We start from the raw sequence: 21,161 nt of genomic DNA, 5'->3' as shown, positions 1-21,161 counted from the left end.
ACCAACATGACCACTACCGCAATGGATGCTGCCGTGCAGCGCGTGCTGATCGTCGGCGGCGGCTTTTCCGGCATGGCCGCCGCCATCGAACTGAGGAAACGCGGCATTGCCGTCGATCTCGTCGAAATCGATGCGGGCTGGCGCTCGTACGGCGCCGGCATCAGCCTGGGCGGCGCCACGCTGCGTGCATTCCGCACGCTGGGCGTGCTCGACGAATTCGTGCGCCGCGGTTCCGCGCATGACAACGTCGACCTGCATACTTCGACCGGCCACCACCTCGCCACCTTGCCGACGCCGCGCCTTGCCGGGCCGGACGTGCCGGGCGGGGGCGCCATCATGCGCCCCGAACTGGCGGCGATCCTGGCCGATGCCACCCGTGCATCCGGCACCAAGGTGCGCCTCGGCTGCACGTTCGCCTCGTTCACCCAGGATGACGATGGGGTGGACGTTGTTTTCACCGACGGCGACACCGGCCGGTACGACCTGGTGATCGGCGCGGACGGCCTGTATTCGACGATGCGCGCCACACTGTTCCCGGCCGCGCCGACGCCGCAGTACACGGGGCAGGGCGTCTGGCGCGCCGTGCTGCCGCGCCTGGAGTCCGTCGACCACGCGATGATGTGGCTGGGCCCGAAGATCAAGGCGGGCGTTGCGCCCGTGTCGGCGACGCAGATGTACCTGTACGTGACGGAAGACCGCGCCGAACGCACCCACATCGATCCGGCGCGCTTCCTGCCGCTGCTGCGCGATTTGCTGGCGCCGTTCGACGTGCCCGCGCTGCAGGCAATCCGCGCCCGGCTGGCCGAGGATTCGCAAGTGATCTACCGCCCGCTGGAAGGCATGCTGCTGCCGCGCCCATGGCATCGCGGCCGCATCGTGCTGATCGGCGATACCGTGCACGCGACCACGCCGCACATGGCGTCCGGCGCCTGCATCGGCATCGAGGATGCGATCGTGCTGGCCGAGGAACTGGAACGCGGCGCGGGCGTGCACGCGGCACTGGCCGCGTTCGAGGAACGGCGCTGGGAGCGCTGCCGCATGGTCGTCGAGAATTCCGGCCGGCTGGGCGAGATCGAGATTACCGGCGGCGACAAGGCCGAACATGGCCGTATCATGCGCGAAACACTGGTCGCGCTCGGACAAGCCATCTGATGGGCGCCTTGAAACCTGTGCGCCGCATCGTTACCGGCCACGACGCCACCGGCAAGGCGATCGTCAGCGCAGCCGGCCCGCTGCCCACCGTGGTGCCGATCGAACGGATTCCCGGCACCGTGTTCCATGAAATCTGGTCGACGGCGGCCACGCCCGCCCCGGTGGGCAACGGCCCCGATCCGACCCTCGGGGCCCTCGTGCTGCCGCCGCCGCGCCATGGCTCGCGCCTGCGCATCGTCGACATTCCGCCGGATACCGAAGCGTTCCTGGCGCACGGCGCCGCCGGCATGAAGGAGGCGTTCGCGCAGATCGGCGACGCGGCCGCCTCGACCGTCGAGGCGGGTTCGCCGCACCCGCTGATGCACCGCACGGAATCGGTCGACTACGGCATCGTGCTGGAAGGCGCGATGACCCTGGTGCTGGACGACAGCGAAGTGCCGCTGGCGCAGGGCGACATCGTCATCCAGCGGGGCACCAACCACGCGTGGGCCAACCGTTCCGGCGCCATGTGCCGCATGCTGTTCGTGCTGCTGGACGGCGAATATGAACCCGAAGTGCGTGCCGCGCTCGCGGCGCGAAAGGAGAAACCATGAAACTCGCCACCCTGAAATCGGACCGCCCGGATGGCCGGCTGGTCGTCGTGTCGCGCGACCTGTCGCGGGCCGTGGATGCCGGCGCCATCGCGGCCAGCCTGCTCGACGCGGTCGAGCGCTGGGATGACGTTGCCGCGTCCTTGCAGGCCTTGTACGAGCGGCTGAACGAGCAGACGGGCACCGGCACCGCAGACGGCAGTTTCCTGTTCGACCCCGCGGCCTGCGCCGCGCCGCTGCCGCGCACCTGGCAGTGGTGCGACGCCTCGGCGTTCCTGAACCACGGCCGTCTCATGGAACGGGCCTTCAACACGGAACCGATTCCCGATTTCGACACGATCCCCGTGATGTACCAGGGCGCGTCGGACGATTTCCTCGGCCCTTGCGACGACGTGCCGCTGCCGGACGAAAGCCTGGGCATCGACTTCGAGGGCGAGTTCGGCGTGATCACCGGCACGGTGCCGATGGGGGCCAGTGCCGCCGTGGCGCTCTCACGGGTGCGCCTCCTGGTGCAGGTGAACGACTGGAGCCTGCGCAAGCTGGGTCCGCGCGAAATGAAGACGGGCTTCGGTTTCCTGCAGTGCAAACCATCGACCAGCTTCGCCCCGGTTGCCATCACGCCCGACGAACTGGGCGGCGCGTGGCATGACGGGCGGGTAAAGCTCGACCTGCACGTGCAGTGGAACGGTGCATGGTTCGGCAATCCCAACGGTGCGGAGATGAACTACGGCTTTGGACAGCTGATTGCCCATGCGGCGCGCACGCGGCGCCTTGCCGCGGGCACGGTGATCGGCTCCGGCACCGTGTCGAACGAAAGCCGCGCCGCTGGATCGGCATGCATCGCCGAGCGCCGCGTGATCGAGATCATCGACCATGGCGAACCGCGCACGGAGTTCATGCGCTTCGGCGATCGGGTATCGATGGCGGCGCGGGATAGCCAGGGAGAAGCGCCGTTCGGCACCATCGACCAGCGCGTGGTCCGCGCGAACCCGCAGGCTTGAGGAGGGCGCCATGCATATCGCGATCACCGGTGCCGGCGGGTTCGTCGGCGCCGCACTGACGCGGCACATCGCGGCGCACGGCTTGCCTGGCCTTCCGGCCGTCAGCCGGCTGACACTGGTGGACCGTCACTTCGACATCTTGCCCGACGATGCGCGAATCCGGGTGCTGCACGGCGACTTTGGCGTCGAGGCGGTGCTCGACGAAATGTTCGACGAGCAGGTCGACGTGCTGTTCCACCTGGCCAGCGTGCCTGGAGCCGAAGCCGAGCGCGATTCCGCGCTGGGCTACCGCGTCAACCTGGTGGCGCCGCTGGCCCTGTTCGAGCGTGCGGCGGCGCAGGAGCAGGCGGTCCGGATCGTCCATGCCAGCAGCATCGCCGTGTATGGCGGCACGCTGCCGGAAACGGTCGACGACAGCACGCCACCGCGCCCCGACATCAGCTACGGTGCCCACAAGCTGGTGGGCGAGATCGTGCTGGCCGACCTGTCCCGGCGCGGCCTCGTCGATGGTGTGTCGCTGCGCCTGCCGGGCATCGTGGCGCGCCCCGGGCTGTCGGCCGGGCATGGCTCGGCCTTCATGAGCGCCATCATGCGCGCGGCACAGGCCGGGGAGCGCTATGCGTGCCCGGTGGCGCCGGCGGCGGCGTGCTGGTGGATGTCCGTGGCATGCTGTGTCGCCAACCTGGCGCACGCGGCGGCGCTCGACGGTGCGCGGTTGCCGGAGAACCGCGTCGTCACGCTGCCGGTACTGCGCCTGACGGTGGCGGACGTGATTGCGGCGTTGGCCCGAAGGTTCGGCGCGCAAGCCGTGGCCGGCATCCGCTGGGTGCCCGACGAACGTATCGAACAGCTGTTCGGACGCATGCCGCACCAGGCGCCAGGCATCGCCGGACACCTTGGCTTCATGCATGACGGTGACAGCGACCTGCTGGTCGGCAGGGCAACACAAGCTTGAACAATGCCCGCTGGCGCTACAATCACGGATTACAGCGATTGCAGCAGCAGGTTTCATGTCATCAGAAGAGTTCAAGCAAGGGGCCACGCAAAACCGCGGGCAGCCGGACGCCCGCGGCGCTGCGCGCCTGCCACCCACCCGGCAGGAATCGGAGGCGGCCGCCGCCGACCGGGCGGCCCACCAGGAAGCCCGCGAGCGCAGGGATGCGCAGGTGCGTGGTGTCACGTCCATCGCGGCGATGCGGGACGCCATCAAGGCTACCGCGCGCAGCCTGCCGGCGATTACAAGCGTGCCGCGCATCGGCCCCCTCGACCCGGCGGCGTTCCGGGAAAGGGCTTCGCTGGGCTTGCCGTTCCTGATGACGGGCATCGTCGATCGCTGGCCACTGGCGGCGCTCACGGTGCAGACGCTGCGCGACCATTACAGCGACCTGCCTGTACGGGCGCGGGTGGGCGATTACGTCAACACGGCATTCGCGCCCGACCGGGCGATGCGCGACATGCGCCTGCTCGAGTATCTCGACCTCGTGGCAGCCGGGACACCAGGCTTGCCGCCTTACCTGGGCAACCTGGAGATGCGCGAACTCAATCGCCTTTGCCACTGGCCCGCCTTCTTCGACAAGATCGGCCCGCCGCGCTTCTGGCTCGGCCCGGCCGGCACCGTGACGCCACTGCATTGCGACTACGACGACAATGTTTTCGCGCAGATCTGGGGGACCAAGCGGATCATGCTGGTACCGCCCCATCACGATGCGTGGCTGTACCCGAACGAGGCCAACGCGATCCTGTTCGGCTCCCCGTTCGATCCCGAGGCCCCGGACTATGAACGGTTCCCGCTCGCGCGGCAGGCAACCGTCATCGAATGCATCGTCGGTCCCGGAGACATGCTCTACGTGCCGGCCGGCTGGTACCACCAGGTGCGCTCGCTGACATTCTCGCTGTCATCGAACCGCTGGGCCAGGGCCATCCCGTTTTCCGTGCGGGGCGATGCCTCGTTGCGCGCGGCGCCGCCAGTCCCACTCTGATACCTCCTTGCGGGCTCCATCGGTTTTCGCGATACGTCGAATCGCGATAAACCATTTTCCGGCAACAGCGCCGGCCGGTATTCTGGTTTCAGGAATACCGGGAACCTCTTCCCCCAGCTTTCCACCCGCAGCACCATGACCACGCGCCCACGAAGGCGCGGCGGGGCCATGCGCCCCGGATAAAACCAGAGGAGACACCATGAAGCAAACGAGAGCCCGCATTGGCCACGTCATGACCGCGGCCGTGGCAACGGCTTTAGCCGCCATGGCCGGCGCGCAGGGCGCCGAAATCGCCACCACCGTGCCCGACCTGACGGTCCGCTGGGACAACACGGTGAAGTACAGCGCGGCGTATCGGCTGAAGCAACCGTCCCCGGTGCAGATTGCTCCGGGCGAAAACACGATCAACACGGGCGACGGCGACCGCAACTTCGGCAAGGGCATCGTATCGAACCGCGCCGACCTGCTGTCCGAGCTGGACGTGGCCTACCGGAACTTCGGCGTGCGCGTCAGCGGCGCCGCATGGTACGACAGCGTGTACAACCGTTCCGCCGACAATCCTTTCCAGCCCACCAATAACGCTGCTTCGGTACCTGCGGGCGAATTCACGCGCGCCACGCGCGACCTGCATGGCCGGAAGGCCGAGCTGCTCGACGCTTTCGTGTTCGCCAAGGGCACGCTGGGCGACATGCCGTTTACCGTGCGGGCCGGCCGCCACGCGCTGGTGTATGGCGAAACGCTGTTCTTCGGCATGAACGGTATCGCCGGCGCCCAGCAACCGATCGACGTGGTCAAGGGCCTGTCGGTGCCGGGCACGCAATTCAAGGAATTGCTGCGGCCCGTGGGCCAGGTCTCGGGTCAGGTGCAGGCGGGCGCCAACGTCAGTCTCGGTGCGTACTACCAGTACCGCTGGGATAAAAGCCGCCTGCCGGCCGCCGGCAGCTATTTCTCGACCGTCGATTTCCTCGACGATGGCGGCGAACAGCTGTATGCCGGTGTCGATGCGACGGGCCGGCCCGTGGCGCTGGCCCGCGCGCACGACCGCCTCGCGAAGAACTCGGGCCAGGGTGGCGTGCAGCTCAAATGGAGCCCGGAAGGAGTGGGCATCGACTTCGGCTTCTATGCGGCGCGCTACCATGACAAGGTGCCGCAGGTCGTGCTGGCGCCAGGCTTGCACACCTACTCGCTGTATTACCACGAAGGCATTCGTACCTATGGCGCGAGCGCGACGACGACGCTGGGCGAGTTCAACTTCGCGGCCGAGGCGTCCGTGCGCCACAACGCGCCACTGTCCCATGCGGGCACGGCGGACTTGATCGGCCTTGTGCCCGCCGCGTTCGGCGGCCCCTCGGCCGCGTCGGACAATGCCGGCAATCCCGTGTACCCGGTTGGCCGCACGGCGCACCTGAACGTGTCGGTGCTGGCCTCGCTCGGCCCGAGCTTCATCGCACGCGAAGCGTCGCTGGTGGGCGAGATCGCATGGAACCGCGTCACCAGCATCACGAAGAACGCGTCGATGATCGATCCGAACGCGCGCCGCGAAGGCACTGCCGTGCGGGTGATCTACGAACCGAACTACCGCCAGGTGGGCAGCGGGCTCGATCTGTCCGTGCCCATCGGCCTGGGCTACGCGCCGGCCGGGCGCTCGCTCGCGCTGGGCAACAGCTTCGGCGTGCAGCGCGGCGGCGACATCAGCATCGGACTCAATGGCGTTTATGAAAGCGCCTGGTTCCTGTCGCTGAATTACACCCATTACTTTGGCCGCGAAGACACGCCGACCGTGGTCACGCACGCGGCGCGGACGCTGCCGCAGACCGCCTACACCTATGGCCAGGCGATGAAGGACCGCGATTTCCTGTCGCTGTCCCTGCGCCGCACATTCTAATGATCAGCAAGGAGACACGCATGACACGCATGACAACCGAGGCAACCAGGACAATCAAGACGCGCAAGCCGCACCTGGCGGCCGCACTGGCCGTCCTCGCCATCGCCAGCGGCGCCATCAGCGGCAACGCCTGTGCCGCCACGGCCGAGGAGGCGGCGCAGCTGGGCAAGACGCTGACGCCGCTGGGCGCCGAAAAGGCCGGCAACAAGGATGGCACGATCCCGGCATGGGATGGTGGCCTGGCGAAACCGGCGGCGGGCTTCGCCAACGGCGGCCGGCGCGACCAGGACCCGTACGCGGGCGAGAAGCCGGTCGTGTCGATCACGGCGAAGAACATGGACCAGCATGCGGACAGGCTGTCCGATGGCAGCAAGGCGATGCTGAAGAAATATCCGTCGTACCGCATCGACGTTTATCCGACGCACCGCACGGCGGCCGCGCCGGACTGGGTGTACGCGAACACGCTGAAGAACGCCACGCGCGCGAAACTGACCGAAAAGCTGGTGCCCGAAGGCGCCTACGCCGGCGTGCCGTTCCCGATCCCGAAAACGGGCGCCGAAGTGATGTGGAATCACCTGCTGCGCTGGCGCGGCACCGACTGGCAAAAGCCTTTCCGCTCCTACCTGACGACGGCGGCCGGCAAGCCCGTGATGACGGTGGACGGCACGGCCGATGGCAGCATGCCCTATTACTACAAGGACGCCGCGCCGGAAAAATTCAACGGGACGTACTGGACGATCCGTCTCGTCAATTCCGGGCCGCCGATACGCGCCGGCGAAGCGATCAGCGGCAAGCTCAATCTCGATCCGGAAAAGGATGCCAGCTACGTGTACCTGCCGGGGCAGCGCCGCACGCGCAAGTTGCCGAACGCGTGCTGCGACACGCCGACGCCTGCGACCGCCGGCGTCATGAGCTTCGACGAGGTCGATATCTTCGGCGGCCGGCTGGACCGGTTCGACTGGAAGATCCTCGGCAAGAAGGAGATGTACATCCCGTATAACTCGAACCGTTCGCTGAAGGGCAAGGATGCCGACCTGCTGGGTGCAAGCCACCTGAATCCCGATGCCGTGCGCTGGGAACTGCACCGCGTGTGGGTGGTGGAAGCGAAGCTGAAGGGAGGCCAGCGCCACCTGGCACCGCGCAGCGTGTACTACATCGACGAGGACTCGTGGACGGGCGCGCTGGCGGACCGCTGGGATGCCAACGGCCAGCTGTGGAAGACGCTGTGGTCGCTGCCGGTGACGATGCCCGACCTGCCGGCAACCACCAGCATCACGTTCGGCTTCTATGACCTGGTGTCGGGAACGTGGTTCGCCAGCGACGTGGTCACCGAGAAGACGGCGCAGTACAAGCAGGTGCCGCGCTGGCCGGAAGCCACGTGGAGCCAGGAAGCGCTGTCCGGCGCGGGACTGCGGTGATGGGGCGCTTGACTTCCCGGTGGCTGGGCGCAGGGGCAGCCGTCGCTGCCTGCCTGGCATCCGGCGTCGCATGTGGCGTTGCATCCAGTGCTGCATCGACTGGCGTGTCGACTGTGAACAGTGCCGCCCGCGTGGCGGATGTCCTGGATCGTCCGGCCGCGCAGGATCGCCAGCCGGCCAGCCGGGTGATGCTCGGGCTGGACCGGCACGGCAAGCGCACGCTTGCCGTGGGTGAACGGGGCCTGGTGCTGGTCTCCGACGACGACGGCAAGGCATGGCGCCAGGCGCGGGTGCCGGTCAGCGTCACGCTCACCGCCGTACGTTTCGTCACCCCGGACCTGGCATGGGCAATCGGCCATGGCGGCGTGGTGCTGCACACCGAGGACGGTGGCGCCACGTGGCGCCGCCAGCTGGACGGGCGCGGCATCATCCGCTTGCTGGAATCGGCGGCGCGCGGCAACGAGGCGCTGGCCGCCACCGCCCGCCAGTTCGCCGCGGACGGCCCGGACAAGCCCCTGCTCGACCTGCATTTCTACGACGCGAAGCGCGGCATCGTGGCTGGCGCCTATGGCCTGGTATTGCGCACCGAGGATGGCGGCGCCACGTGGCAGGTGCTGAACGGCGCGACCGACAATCCCGATGGCTTGCACGTGTATGCGATCGCCGTGCGCGGCGAGGAAACGTGGCTGGCCGGCGAGCAGGGCTACATCGCCCGCTCGCTCGACGGCGGCCGCGCTTTCACGCGCGTGCAGGCACCTTATCGGGGCACGTGGTTCACCGCCCGGGCATTGCCGGACGGCGGCCTGCTGTTCGCGGGATTGCGCGGCAATGCCTGGCGCTGGAATGGCCAGGGCTTCGAACAACTGGCCGGCTATGCGCCCGTGTCGCTGGCCGCGTCGGCCACCGCGCCTGGCGGCGTGCTGCTCGCCGACCAGGCTGGCCACCTGTACCGCGCGGGCACCGGGCAGCAGCCGGCGCGGATGGTGCGGCTGACCACGCCGCCGTCGCCCATCGCCGCCATGGTGGCAACGGCCGGGGGCGATGTGCTGGTCGCCGGCGTGCGCGGTGTTTCCCGAATTTCCGCCACCGTACTTGAAGGAGGTGCGCCATGAGCGTTGCCGGTTCCACGGGCGAGCAGGCGGTGATCCGCTCGCTGGCCGATTTCGACAGCCGTTCCGGCAGTGCGCTCGAGCGGCTGCTGTTCAACCACCGCCTGCTGGTGGCGCTGGCCTGCCTGCTGGCGACACTGGTGCTGGGCTGGCAGGCCACGCGCCTGAAGCTGAACGCCAGCTTCGAGGACATGATTCCGACCAGCCACTTGTACATCGCCAGCTACCTGGCGCATCGCGACCAGCTCAGCGGCTTGGGAAATGCCGTGCGCATTGCCGTCGAGGCGAAGGGCGGCACGGTGTACGACGCGCAGTACCTGGCGACGCTGCAGAAGATCAGCGATGAACTGTTCCTGATCCCCGGTGTCGACCGTACGTACATGAAATCGCTGTGGACGCCGTCGACGCGATGGGTGGGCGTGACGGAAGAGGGCATGGAAGGCGGCCCCGTGATCCCGAACGACTACGACGGTTCGCCGCGCAGCGTGGCCCAGGTGCGCGAGAACGTGGCACGCTCCGGCGAGATCGGCCAACTGGTGGCCGTGGACGGCCGATCCAGCATCCTGTACGTGCCGTTGCTGGCGCGCGGCGCAGACGGCCAGCCGCTCGACTACGCGGCGCTGGGCGCCCGGCTGGAAGAACTGCGCGGCAAGTATGCCGGCGGCCAGGTCGACCTGCACATCGTGGGCTTTGCCAAGGTGGCGGGTGACCTGATCGAGGGGCTCAGGCAGGTGCTGCTGTTCTTCGCCGCGTCTACGCTGATCGCGGCGGCGATGCTGTACTGGTACACCCGCTGCGCCCGCAGCACGCTGCTGGTCGTCGCCTGTTCACTGGTGGCCGTGGTGTGGCAACTGGGCCTGCTGCCGCTGCTCGGCTATGGGCTCGACCCGTATTCGATGCTCGTGCCCTTCCTCGTGTTCGCGATCGGCATGAGCCATGGCGCGCAGAAGATGAACGGCATCATGCAGGACATCGGCCGCGGCACGCATAAACTGGTGGCGGCGCGCTACACGTTCCGGCGCCTGTTCCTGGCCGGGCTGGCGGCACTGCTGTGCGACGCGGTGGGCTTTGCCGTGCTGGCGATCATCGACATCAAGGTGATCAAGGATCTCGCGGCGGTGGCCAGCATCGGCGTGGCCGCGCTGATCCTCACGAACCTGATCCTGTTGCCGATCCTGCTGTCCTGGCTGGGCGTGGACGCGGATGCGGCGCGGCGCAGCCTGCGCGCCGAGGCAGCCGAGACAGGCAAGGCTGCCGATGCTTCCGGCGGTGCCTGGCGCTTGCTGGAACGGTTCACGGAGCGCCGCACGGCTGGCGTGACGATCGCCATTGCCGCGCTGCTGGGCGCCGGCGGCTATTACGCGAGCCTGCACGTGAAGATCGGCGACCTCGATCCGGGGCGCCGGAACTGCGGCCGGATTCGCGCTACAACCGCGACAACGCCTATGTCGTCAGCCACTACGCGGCCAGCAGCGACGTGTTTGCCGTGATGGTCAAGACGCCGGACAACGCGTGCGCCAGCTACGACACGCTGATGCGCGTGGATGCGCTGGAATACCGCCTGTCGCAACTCCCGGCTGTCGAAACCACGAACTCGCTGGCCCTGCTGAACCGCCGCGTGCTGACGGGCATGAACGAAGGCAGCCTGAAATGGTATGAGCTGGTGCAGAACCAGGGCGCGCTGAACATGGTCACGGCGGCCGCCCCCCGCGGCTTGTACAACGACACGTGCAACCTGCTCACGGTGTATGCCTGGCTGACCGACCACAAGGCCGATACGCTGGCCGGCGTGGTGAAGGTGGTGGAAGACTTCGCCCGCGAGAACGACACGCGTGATGTGAAGTTCCTGCTGGCGGCCGGCAATGCGGGCATCGAGGCGGCCACCAACATCGTCGTCCATGAGGCCAGCCGCGCGATGCTGTACTGGGTGTATGCGGCGGTGATCGCGCTGTGCCTGGTCACCTTCCGCTCATGGCGCGCCGTCGTCTGCTCCGTCATCCCGCTGATGCTGACCTCCGTGCTGTGCGAGGCGCTGATGGTGTGGCTCGGTATCGGCATCAAGGTGGCCACGCTGCCGGTGATCGCGCTGGGTGTCGGTATCGGCATCGATTACGCGCTGTATGTGATGAGCATCCTGCTGGCGCGGCAGAAAGCCGGCGACACGCTGCGCGAAGCCTACCGCCACGCACTGCGCTTCACGGGTAAGGTGGTGCTGCTGACGGGCGTGACCCTGGCGATCGCCGTGGCCACGTGGGCCGGCTCGCCGATCAAGTTCCAGGCCGACATGGGCATCCTGCTGGCGTTCATGTTCCTGTGGAATATGGTGGGCGCGCTGGTACTGCTGCCAGCGCTGGCCGCCTTCCTGATGCCGTCGGCGCAGCGGCAGGTGCGGATCGCGCCGGCCGGCGCCACGCCGCAAGCGGCGCTGGCGGAATAGGGCGGGAAGTCGAGGCGGGAAGTCAGGTCAGGAGCACGCGGCCAGCGCGGCGAGCGCGGCCGCGCGCTCCCGCGACGCAGCGCTCGATGACTCGCAGTATGGACCACCGAAGGGATCGGCGCGCGCGATATCGGCCAGCACGGAACGCAGCCAGATGTGCGATGGATCGCGGTCGAGGAAGTGATTCCACTGCATGCACATCTCCAGCGCGGGAATGTCCAGCGGCGGCGGCAGCAGGCGGATCGGATAGTAGCGCGCCAGCGTGCGGGCCAGCCGCGTGTGCATCGTCGCGATGCGGTTCGTGCCGATGACGAAGTGCGGGATGCTGGTGAAATTCGTCGTCGTCACTTCGATGCGGCGGTCGTAGCCGCTCACTTTCAGGAACCATTCCTCGAAGCTCGTCACCGCGTTGCCGAAGCGGGAGGACACGTGGCCCAGGGCCATGTACTGGTCCAGCGTGAGGGTTTCGCCGATCGCCGTGTTGCCTGTCCACGCGATGCACGTGTAGGTTTCCTCGAACAGCACCTGCACCGGGTGCGTCTCGGCGATGAACTTGCGGGGCAGGACGATCAGGTCGACCTCGGCACGTTCGAGCAGGTCGATCGCGCCCGATGCGGTCGGCAGCACGTCGAGCGTGATGTTCGGCGCGGCGGTGGCGAAGCGCTGGCCCAGGTCGCCCAGCAGCACGGTCGAGATGTAGTCGGAGGCCAGGATGCGGAAGGCGCGCGTGGCCGTTTGCGGATCGAATTCGGGGCGGATGTCGATCGTGGCCTGGATCTGCAGCAGCACCTTGCGCACCGGATCGCACAGGCTCGATGCCAGTGGCGTCATGATCAGGGTGCGGCCGACGGGCACCAGCAGCTCGTCCTTGAAATACTCGCGCAGCCGGGCCAGCACGCCGCTGGTGGCCGACTGGCTCAGGTTCAGGCGGCGCGCCGCACGGGTGATGCTCTTTTCGCTCAGCAGCGCGTCGAGCGCGACCAGAAGGTTCAGGTCGAGGCGGTTGAAACGCATGGTGTCTCCTGTTTTCTACTTTTATGTGAATTTATGCGGAGGATGATGCCACATCCGCTGTGCCTGCAAGCCGGCGCGGGCATCGGTTTTGTGGATACCTGTGATCGATACAATCCATTTGGCGGCCGGCACGCCGGGCAGTACGCTTCACGCGACATCAACATTGACAATAAGCCGGAGACCGCCATGACCCGAAGTTTCATCGACCTTTCCATCTACCTCGAGAACGAGGTGCTGTCCGATCCGCCGCCATTGGCGCCGAAGATCACGTACCAGAAGCACACCGACACGCTGCATGAATTCATGGCGATGATCCCGGGCACCACGGCCGCCGACTACCCGGACGGCGAAGCCGCCGCCGCCGAATGGGTGACGATGACGACGCACAGCGGCACCCACCTCGACGCGCCATACCACTTCCATTCGACGATGGACGCTGCGATGGGAGAAAAGAAGGCGTCGATCACGATCGACGAAGTGCCGCTCGAATGGTGCTTCCAGCCCGGCGTGAAGCTCGATTTCCGTCACTTCCCCGATGGCTACGTCGCCACCGCCGCCGACGTGGCCGCGGAGCTGGACCGCATCGGCCACGACCTGCGCCCGCTCGACATCGTGGTCGTCAACACGCGCGCGGGCAGCCGCTACGGCCACAATGACTATGTGTCCGCCGGCTGCGGCATGGGCTACGAGGCCACGATGTACCTGCTGGAGCGGGGCGTGCGCCTGACCGGCACCGATGCGTGGAGCTGGGATGCGCCCTTCGCGTACACGGCGCAGAAGATCGCGGAAACGGGCAACAAGGCGCTGATCTGGGAAGGCCACAAGGCTGGGCGCGACATCGGCTACTGCCACCTGGAAAAGCTCCACGCCCTCGAAACCCTGCCCGCGCACGGCTTCTACATCAGCTGCTTCCCCCACAAGGTGCGCCGCGGCTCCGCCGGCTGGACGCGCGCCGTTGCCATCGTCGACGACGCGCTGCTGGCGCTGCCACGCTGAAACGTTGCCGGAAAATGGGCGGTCCGGCGATCCGGACGTACCCCATTTTCTGAGCAATATTTCCTGGAAAATGGGGACGTACCCCATTTTCTGAGCAACATTTCCCGGACAGCGGGTTCCGTCTCTGTCCAGGGCAGAACAATTGCTCGCCGACTTGCCTTGCAACCGGCAGACGTCCGCCAGTTGTAATCGGCAGTTTTCGGCAACCATTTATAGGAGCAGTTCGCGTCGCCCCACGAGGTTTTGTCCGACAAAGCTGTTGCCCCTTCGCCCACGCCGGTCTGTACCGTACAGTTTTAAGCTGGGGATCGGGTCAACACTGGAGATAAAGCATGAGTCACGACGTGAACACCACCGCCCCCCTTGAGCTCTGGGGCGGCCTCGAATGCACGATCAACCGCGTGTCGGACCAGTATTTCAGCCAGATGGAACGCAATGGCCACCGCGGGCGGATCGACGACATCGACCGATTCGCGTCGCTGGGCATCCGCGCCGTACGTTATCCGGTGCTGTGGGAATGCACCGCGCCGGACGGGGTGGAACACGCCGACTGGTCCTGGTCGGATGCGCGCCTGCCGCGCCTTCGCGACCTCGGCGTGGAGCCGATCGCCGGCCTGGTACACCATGGCAGCGGGCCGGTGCACACGAGCCTCGTCTCGCCATGCTTCCCGGAGAAGCTGGCCGAATATGCCGGCGCCGTGGCGCGGCGCTATCCCTGGCTGACGTACTACACGCCGGTCAATGAACCGCTGACGACCGCCCGGTTCTCGGGGCTGTCCGGCGTGTGGTATCCGCACGCGCGCAGCGAAGAAGCCTTCGTGCGGGCACTGATCAACCAGTGCCGCGCTACCGTGCTGGCCATGCGGGCGATCCGGGAAGTCAATCCCGATGCGAAACTGGTGCAGACCGACGACCTGTCGCGCACCTATGGCACGCCCGAGATGGCCGACCTGGTGGACTTCTTCAACGAACGCCGCTGGCTGTCGTGGGACCTGCTGTGCGGCATGGTCGGGCCGGATCATGCGCTGTACGATTTCATGCTGCAATCGGGTGCCGATCCGGAAGAACTGCAGTGGTTCCGCAACAATCCATGCCCGCCCGACGTCATCGGCGTGAATTACTACATCACCAGCGAGCGCTGGCTCGATCACCGCGCGGACCGGTTCCCGGCCAGTCACGTGCACGAGTACAAGGGCCGGCGCCATGCCGACATGGAAACGGCGCGCGTGCTTGCCAACCCCACGCGCGGCATCGGCCCGCTGCTGGGCGAGGTGTGGGAGCGCTACAAGCTGCCGGTGGCGATCACCGAAGCGCACATCGATGCGCACCGCGAAGACCAGCTGCGCTGGCTGCGCGAGATCTGGCAGGCCGCCCAGCAACAGCGCGATGCCGGCGCCGATATCCGCGCCGTGACCGTTTGGGCCTTGCTGGGCTCCTACGACTGGAACTGCCTCGTCACCGCCTGCCATGGCTACTACGAGCCGGGGCCGTTCGACGTGCGCGGCAAGGAGCCACGGCCCACCGCCGTCGCCGAGCTGATGCGGCGCCTGTCCAGTGGCCGCGAGCCCGATCATCCAGTGATGCGGGGGGCCGGCTGGTGGCACCGCCCGGGAAGGTTCCTGTGCCAGCCGGTCGCGGCGCCCGCCGTGACGGCATCGCTGACCGAACGCCAGCAGGCCAGGGCGCCGATGCCACCGATCCTGGTGGCGGGCGCCAGCGGCGCGCTGGCCCGCGCGTTTGCCGCCCGTTGCAAGGCCCGCAACCTGCCTTGCGTGCTGGCGGGCCGAGACACGATGGATGCGACGGATCCGGCGGCCGTCGAGCGCATGATCCGCGAGCACCGCCCATGGGCGATCGTCAACGCTGCGGGCAGCCGGCCGCCATCGTCCGGCATGACCGAAGTGCGCGAGACGGAAGAGCAATACCGTGCCCACGTGGCCGGTGCCCTCGTGCTGGCGCTGGCGGCTGCGCGGCACGGCCTGCCGTACTTGGTGTTCTCCAGCACCGCGGTGCTGGCCGACGTCGACGGCCCGCGCGACGAAGCGGCCGCCCCCGCGCCGGTCGATGCCTTCGGGCGGTGCCAGGCTGAAGCCGAACGCCGGGTGCTGGGCGCCAATCCGCGCGCGCTGATCGTACGCAGCGGCCAGTTCTTCAGTGCCGATGGCGACGTGGGCCTGCTGGGCCAGGCCCTGGCATCGCTGCGCGAAGGGCGGCCCGTGGCACTGCCGCAAGACCTGGTGCTGGCGCCAAGCTACCTGCCGGACCTGGTGGATGCGTGCCTGGATCTGGCCGTCGATGGCGAGCAGGGCATCTGGCACCTGAGCAACCACGCCGGCGTGTTCGCGGTGGACCTGGTGGCGCGGGCCGCCGCACTGCTGGGGCTGGGAACGATGCTGGTGCAGCACGATGTCGATGAAGCGCAGGCCGCGCCCGTGCTGGAAACGCGGCGCGGTGCGCTGCTGCCCGCGCTGGACTATGCGCTGGCCCGCTTCGCCGCCGCCAGCCAGGCCGCCGCCGTCGAACGGCGCAGCGTGCCGCGGCAAGGGCGCGGGTAATAAAGTGGCCAGCCTGGCCAGCCCTCAGTAGTCGACCTTCGCCAGCAAGTCCACCATGACGCCCGGCGCGCCGCCCTTGCGGATGCGCAGGTGCGTCTTCAGCTTCGGCGCGGCCTTCAGCGCGGCGGCGATGTTGGCCGCCAGCGCGGGGCGCAGCGGATTGCTGCGGTTCGTCAGCCACAGCCGCCAGCCGCGTGTGCGGGCCGCGGCGGCGATCCACACCAGCGTGTCGGCCGACGGGTTGTCGTGCCGCCCATCGGCCGAAATCACGTAGTGCCGTGCCTGTACCCGCTCGAAGAATGCCGGTTCCAGGTTGCGGTCGCTGCCATGGTGGGGCACCTTCAGCAGGTCGAAGAAGACCCGGCCCTCCGCATCCAGCATGCCCGCCTCTTCGAGCCCGGCCAGCACGTGGTCGCCGCGCGCGTCGCCCGTCAGCAGCATGCGGGCGCGCCGGCCGTGCGATCCACGCGCCGTCACCACGAGCACGAGGCTCGACAGGTTGAACACGGACCGGTCGACGTAGGCGGCGGTGGCGGCTTCGTCCTTGACCGCCTTGCGCTCCCACTCGATGGACAGCTTGCGCAGGTGCGCCACGTTCGGGCAAATGAGCTGCACGTCGAGCACCCCCAGGTCGAGCGGCAGCATCGCCGGGCCGCCGTCCGCCACCAGCGATGTCGCGCCGCCATTGCACGCGGCGCGCAGGCGCTCGATCTGTGCCAGCAGGTCCTGCCCCTGCCGGACGCTTGCTTCGACGGCCCCAGGCTGGCGGGACGGGGGCCGCCATCGAGCGCGGCGAGCGCGGCCATTGCCGGTTGCGGCAGGTGCGCCAGCAGGGCTTCATCGAAGGTGTTGAGCCAGAAGCGGTCGCACTGGGCCGGGCAGTCTTCCGCGCCGAGGCTTTCGGCCAGCGCGAGCACGCCGCCGATATGGTCGCTGTCCAGGTGCGAGACGAGAATGTGACGCAGCTCGAGCGGCCATTGTTCGAGCCTTTCCGCGATCTGCGCGAGCCGGGGGCGCAGCGCGCGCTGCCACGTGGCCCGCGGGCCGCCATCGATCAGCAGGTGGCGGGGCGCGGCGCTGCTGCCATAGTGCAGGATCAGCGCATCGCCTTCGGCCGCGTCGAGCGCTTCGAGGGAAAAGATGGCCGCCATCTCATACCGCCTGCAGGGCGCGCAAGGCGTCGACGAGGCCGCAGCCCTGGAACGACGGCTCGCGGCCCAGGTCGGTGGCCGAACGGCGCAGGATGTCTTTTACGCGGTCGGGATGGCCCATCAGTTCCGGGTGCCGGGCCAGCAGCAGTGCCGCCACGCCCGACACGTGCGGCGCCGCCATGCTCGTGCCGTCCATCGTCGCCGTCGTTCCATCTGGCGCCGTGGACGTGATCTTTTCGCCGGGCGCCACGAGATCGGGCTTGGCGCGGCCGTCGCCCGTGGGACCGCGGCTGGAAAAATACGAGACGCCGTACACGTGGGGATCGGCGCGGTGCGTGGCGCCGACGGTGATCACGGCCTGCGCGTTGCCCGGATCCGTCAGGCTCTGTCCGCGGTAGGCGCCACCCAGGCTGGTGCGGGCATAGGCGTCGTCGAAACCGAAATTGCCCGCGGCGGCCACCACCACCACGCCGCTGCCGACCAGCCGGTTGCACTCCAGGCATACCGGGGTGCTGCCGCAGCCATAACTGCGCACCGAATGGTGCAGCGACAGGCTGATGTTCACGCCGTGCACGAATTGCCGGTCGCGGCTGCCGTTCAGGTAGCGCACATACTGCAGCGCGGCCAGGATCGTGAATTCGTCGGCATTGCCGTCGGTGTCGAACACGCGCAGGTCGAGCAGCTCGATCGCCGGGCACACGCCCAGCAGGTCGGTGCTGTCCGCCAGCTCGGCGGGCAGGGGCAGGCCGCGCTCCAGGTAGCGCTGGCCATGCCAGCCGGCGCCAAGGATGCCGGCCACGTGGGTGCCGTGGCTGTCGACGGGGGCTCGTAGCCGTCCGGCGCATGGGGCAGCGCGAGCAGCGGTTCGAGCAGCGACCAGTCCAGCATCCGGCCGGCGGCAAGGTCGCGACCGAGGCGGGCAGCACGGTCGAGCAGTGCCTCGCCCCCAGGCTGCCTGGCCAGGCGGGCCATGGCCGCTTTCGGCAGCGTGCCCGCGGTGAGGTCGGCCAGGCGCGTGAAGTCAAGGGTGCGCACGATGCGCGAGCGGCGCGGGTCGCGCTGCTCGTTGGCCGGATCATTTGCCGAATCCTCGGCCGAATCGTTAGCCGAATCCTTGGCCAAAGCGTCGCCCGGCGAGCCATCGCCGGCAAACGCGGGATGGCGCGCATCGATGCCCGAATCGACGATGGCCCAGCGTACGCCGCGCCCGCCCGTGTCGAAGACGCGGCCTGCGGCATCGGCTTTCACCGTGCCCCGGCTCTTGACGATCGCATGCCGGGCCGGTCGGTTGCGGGCGATGTGCCATAGCGGCGGCACGCCGGCCGGCAGCGCCCCGCGGGCGCCATCGCAGCAAGCGGCCAGCACCCGCAGCACCGCGCGGCTGGCCGTGCGGATGCGCGATTGCAGGGCCGCTTCGCCGATACTGTCGCGCGTCACGCCCAGCAGGCCGAGGCCCACGTACAGCGCCGCCACGTTGACGAGCCGGACCAGCGCGGCGTGTCCGGCATCGCCGCCCGGGCCGTGCACGGCGTCCACCACCAGCCTGCCCACGTTCTTGAAGCGGCTGATGGTGTCGATCGATTGCAGGTGCTCCAGCACCTGCCGGCCTAGTTCCTGCGCCGTGCGGTCGGCGCGCAGCACGGTGCCCGGCGTGTCGCTCACCATGTCGCTTGCCATGCCACCTTGCGCCACCCGGCCAACGCCGCGCCGCCACCATGCCGTGAGCGGCAGGAGGCGCAGCAGCGAGAGAAAGTCGAGCCGCGCCAGCAGGTGGGATTCATTCGACGCGATGGCGGGCGGCGCGTCGTCTGGCCGCAGGTCCCGGTGGCAGCGCGCAATCGCCTGGCGCAAGGCGGCCGGGTCGACGTCGCTGTGCGGCGTGAGCAGCAGCGACGCGGCGCCATCGAAGCGCAGCTCGGCCGCATAGTGCAGCCACACGTCCGCACCGATCGGCAGGTCGCTCGTGAAGCGCCCCGGCTCGGGCTCGCAGCCTGCATAGACGAGCATGTACGCGAGATCGCGCGCGAGCGGGGTCAGCGGGGTTGGCGGAAGCAGCGGGTCGGCCTGCATGGGCACCTCCACGGCGCGGATGGGCATTTCAGGGGGAGGGGAGTACCAACATTGTAGTCATGGATGACCACGAAGAGTAAACAAATAAAAGCCGGGCCCGTATGAGGGGCCGGCAATGTGCAGCGGCAGCAACGCAGCAGTAGCGCTGGGGTAACGCCGCGGTAATTTGCCCTGCTCAGCCGAAGGCGCGATACCGGAAGTTGCGGAAACGGGCTTCGCCCGCACCGGCCGCGTACAGCGCCGGCTTCAGCGACATGAACCCGCCGCGCACGTTGTGGTGGTAGCCGGAGACTTCGTAGCCACGCGGGCCGCGCGTCCACGTCTTGCCGTCGCCCGACAGGTGGATGCTGACCACGTGTTTGCGGTTGCGGATGCGCAGGAACAGGCGCTTGCCGAACGGGTTGGCCGGCTGGCCGTGCTCGGTGCCGTAGCGGTGCAGCACGAGGTTCTTTTCCTCGAAACCCATGCCGCAGTACAGCTTGTGGTCATAGAACAGCAGCAGGCCGGCACGCGTGCCGGGGTCCACCTCGATCTCGCATTCCACTTCGTAGTCCTGGTCCGGCACCACGAACACGAGCGGGGAAGAATCCGAGGGCATCTTGCCGCTGGCCTTCAGGTGCAGCGTGCCGTCGCGCCGAGCCAGCCGCTTCGCCTCGTCCGGCGCGGGATTGAAGAAGTTCCACTGGATGCCGTACTTGTCGGTGGAAAAGTCGTCCGACAGCGGCATGCCGTGTGCGCCCTGTGCATTCCCCTTGGCAGGCTTGCGGATCGGCTGCGACAGGTCGCCGCCGCCGAAGTCGAACCAGCCGTCGGCCGACCAGGTGACCGGCGCCAGCAGGCATTGCCGGCCCAGCGTCCAGTAGCCGTTTTCATAGCCGTGGTAGACGCTCCACCAGTCGCCGGCGGGGCCCTGCACGAGCGTGGCATGGCCGCGCGACCACCATTTCTCGGCCACGTCGGTCGTGCGCACCAGCGGGTTGCGCGGGTGGTGTTCCCACGGGCCGTTGATCGACTTCGAGCGGGCGGCGATGACCATGTGGCCCGTCGGCGGGCCGGACGTGCCGCCCACCGCCAGGATCAGGTAGTAGTAGCCATTGTGGCGCAGCACCTTCGGGCCTTCCGGCGAGAATGCTTCGACTTCCCAGTCGTCCGGGTAGCGCCACGGCTCGTACACCTTTTCCGGCTTTCCCACCGTGGACAGGCCATCGTCGGCCAGCCGCACCCGGTCCACGCCGGACAGGAACAGCCAGCGCGAACCATCCTCGCCCACGGCGTGGCCCGGGTCGATGTGGCGCGGCAGGTCCAGGTCGATGGGGTCGGACCACGGCCCTTCGACCTTGTCCGCCCAGATCACCCACGACGTGGTCTTCGAGCCCGGCACCGCCGTCTTCTTGGTGGGGATGTACAGGTAGTAGCGGCCTTTGTGCTTGCACAGTTCCGGCGCCCACACGGAACCGATGTTCCGGTGCAGCGTGGCCGTCACCGGCCGCCAGTTGACGAGGTCCTTCGAATGCCAGATCACGAGACCGGGATAGGCATCGAAGGTGGAAAACGTCATGTAGTAGTCGTCGCCATCTTTCAGGATCGACGGGTCGGGGCGGTCGCCCGCCACGACCGGGTTCAGGAAAGTGCCGTTGCCCAGATCGGGCTTGCGCTGGCCTTCGAAGCCGGTGCCCCACGCCGGGGGCGCGCCCGTGGTGCAGGCAGCGGCCGCTGCCGCGGAGGCCGGCGCACCGGCTCCCAGCAGCAGCGAGCCGAGGCCCGCGGACTTCATTGCATCGCGTCGCGTAACCATCGTGGGCCC

The 21,161-nt window shown here is 68.2% G+C and carries 14 protein-coding genes and 2 pseudogenes; 11 read left to right on the top strand and 5 right to left on the bottom strand.

The features are described 5' to 3' along the window. Positions 1-21: 21 nt before the first annotated feature. From EWM63_RS30515 to EWM63_RS30475, 9 genes and pseudogenes are all read left to right on the top strand, one after another. On the top strand, positions 22-1,152 hold the full coding sequence (locus EWM63_RS30515) for an FAD-dependent oxidoreductase (RefSeq protein WP_130190703.1): 1,131 nt from the start codon (positions 22-24) through the stop codon (positions 1,150-1,152). Next, positions 1,152-1,745, top strand: coding sequence for a cupin domain-containing protein (locus tag EWM63_RS30510; protein WP_130189873.1), 594 nt, complete (start codon positions 1,152-1,154; stop codon positions 1,743-1,745). Before EWM63_RS30515 ends, EWM63_RS30510 begins: the two co-directional genes overlap by 1 nt. Then, a complete protein-coding gene (locus EWM63_RS30505) occupies positions 1,742-2,743 on the top strand; it encodes a fumarylacetoacetate hydrolase family protein (RefSeq protein ID WP_130189872.1) in 1,002 nt (333 codons plus the stop codon). The genes EWM63_RS30510 and EWM63_RS30505 overlap by 4 nt, the downstream gene beginning before the upstream one ends. 10 nt (positions 2,744-2,753) lie before the next feature. Next, entirely contained in the window at positions 2,754-3,698 is a 945-nt protein-coding gene (locus EWM63_RS30500; RefSeq protein ID WP_130189871.1) for an NAD-dependent epimerase/dehydratase family protein, read from the top strand. A 55-nt stretch (positions 3,699-3,753) separates the two neighbouring features. Next, the gene (locus tag EWM63_RS30495) at positions 3,754-4,722 is read left to right on the top strand and encodes a cupin-like domain-containing protein (protein ID WP_130189870.1); all 969 of its coding nucleotides are present in this window, start codon (positions 3,754-3,756) and stop codon (positions 4,720-4,722) included. Positions 4,723-4,921: 199 nt separating this feature from the next. Beyond that, a complete protein-coding gene (locus EWM63_RS30490; RefSeq protein WP_130189869.1) occupies positions 4,922-6,607 on the top strand; it encodes a DUF1302 domain-containing protein in 1,686 nt (561 codons plus the stop codon). A 20-nt stretch (positions 6,608-6,627) separates the two neighbouring features. After that, the gene (locus EWM63_RS30485; protein ID WP_229487607.1) at positions 6,628-8,025 is read left to right on the top strand and encodes a DUF1329 domain-containing protein; all 1,398 of its coding nucleotides are present in this window, start codon (positions 6,628-6,630) and stop codon (positions 8,023-8,025) included. A 104-nt stretch (positions 8,026-8,129) separates the two neighbouring features. Then, entirely contained in the window at positions 8,130-9,137 is a 1,008-nt protein-coding gene (locus EWM63_RS30480; RefSeq protein ID WP_165391000.1) for a WD40/YVTN/BNR-like repeat-containing protein, read from the top strand. Continuing rightward, a pseudogene (locus tag EWM63_RS30475) lies at positions 9,134-11,571 on the top strand (efflux RND transporter permease subunit). Before EWM63_RS30480 ends, EWM63_RS30475 begins: the two are co-directional and overlap by 4 nt. A 27-nt stretch (positions 11,572-11,598) precedes the next feature. Here the strand turns inward: EWM63_RS30475 and EWM63_RS30470 are convergent. Continuing rightward, complete coding sequence (locus EWM63_RS30470; protein WP_130189867.1) at positions 11,599-12,585, bottom strand: LysR family transcriptional regulator; 987 nt, start codon at positions 12,583-12,585, stop codon at positions 11,599-11,601. Between the two features lie 186 nt (positions 12,586-12,771). On the opposite strand from EWM63_RS30470, the gene EWM63_RS30465 reads away from it, so the two are divergent. Next, positions 12,772-13,581 (top strand): cyclase family protein, encoded by an 810-nt coding sequence (locus tag EWM63_RS30465; protein ID WP_130189866.1) that lies wholly within the window; start codon positions 12,772-12,774, stop codon positions 13,579-13,581. Between the two features lie 332 nt (positions 13,582-13,913). Next, the gene (locus EWM63_RS30460; RefSeq protein WP_130189865.1) at positions 13,914-16,136 is read left to right on the top strand and encodes a family 1 glycosylhydrolase; all 2,223 of its coding nucleotides are present in this window, start codon (positions 13,914-13,916) and stop codon (positions 16,134-16,136) included. Between the two features lie 24 nt (positions 16,137-16,160). Here the strand turns inward: EWM63_RS30460 and EWM63_RS30455 are convergent, their stop codons facing one another. The 4 genes and pseudogenes from EWM63_RS30455 to EWM63_RS30440 form a co-directional block, all read right to left on the bottom strand. After that, positions 16,161-16,802 carry a ComEC/Rec2 family competence protein gene (locus EWM63_RS30455; RefSeq protein WP_229487605.1) on the bottom strand — a complete coding sequence of 214 codons (642 nt, stop codon included), beginning with the start codon at positions 16,800-16,802 and terminating at the stop codon, positions 16,161-16,163. A 185-nt stretch (positions 16,803-16,987) separates the two neighbouring features. Continuing rightward, positions 16,988-17,287, bottom strand: a pseudogene (locus tag EWM63_RS33160) (MBL fold metallo-hydrolase); the annotation flags it as partial. Between the two features lies 1 nt (position 17,288). Beyond that, complete coding sequence (locus EWM63_RS32750; RefSeq protein ID WP_229487603.1) at positions 17,289-18,086, bottom strand: S8 family serine peptidase; 798 nt, start codon at positions 18,084-18,086, stop codon at positions 17,289-17,291. A 1,446-nt stretch (positions 18,087-19,532) separates the two neighbouring features. Continuing rightward, positions 19,533-21,131, bottom strand: coding sequence for a family 43 glycosylhydrolase (locus EWM63_RS30440; RefSeq protein WP_207221196.1), 1,599 nt, complete (start codon positions 21,129-21,131; stop codon positions 19,533-19,535). Positions 21,132-21,161: the final 30 nt, after the last annotated feature.

Origin of the sequence: Pseudoduganella lutea, assembly GCF_004209755.1 — a bacterium.
GTDB classification, from domain to species: Bacteria; Pseudomonadota; Gammaproteobacteria; order Burkholderiales; family Burkholderiaceae_D; genus Rugamonas; species Rugamonas lutea.
Note: the sequence above shows the minus strand (reverse complement) of the source record. Positions and strands in the feature narration are given on the sequence as shown.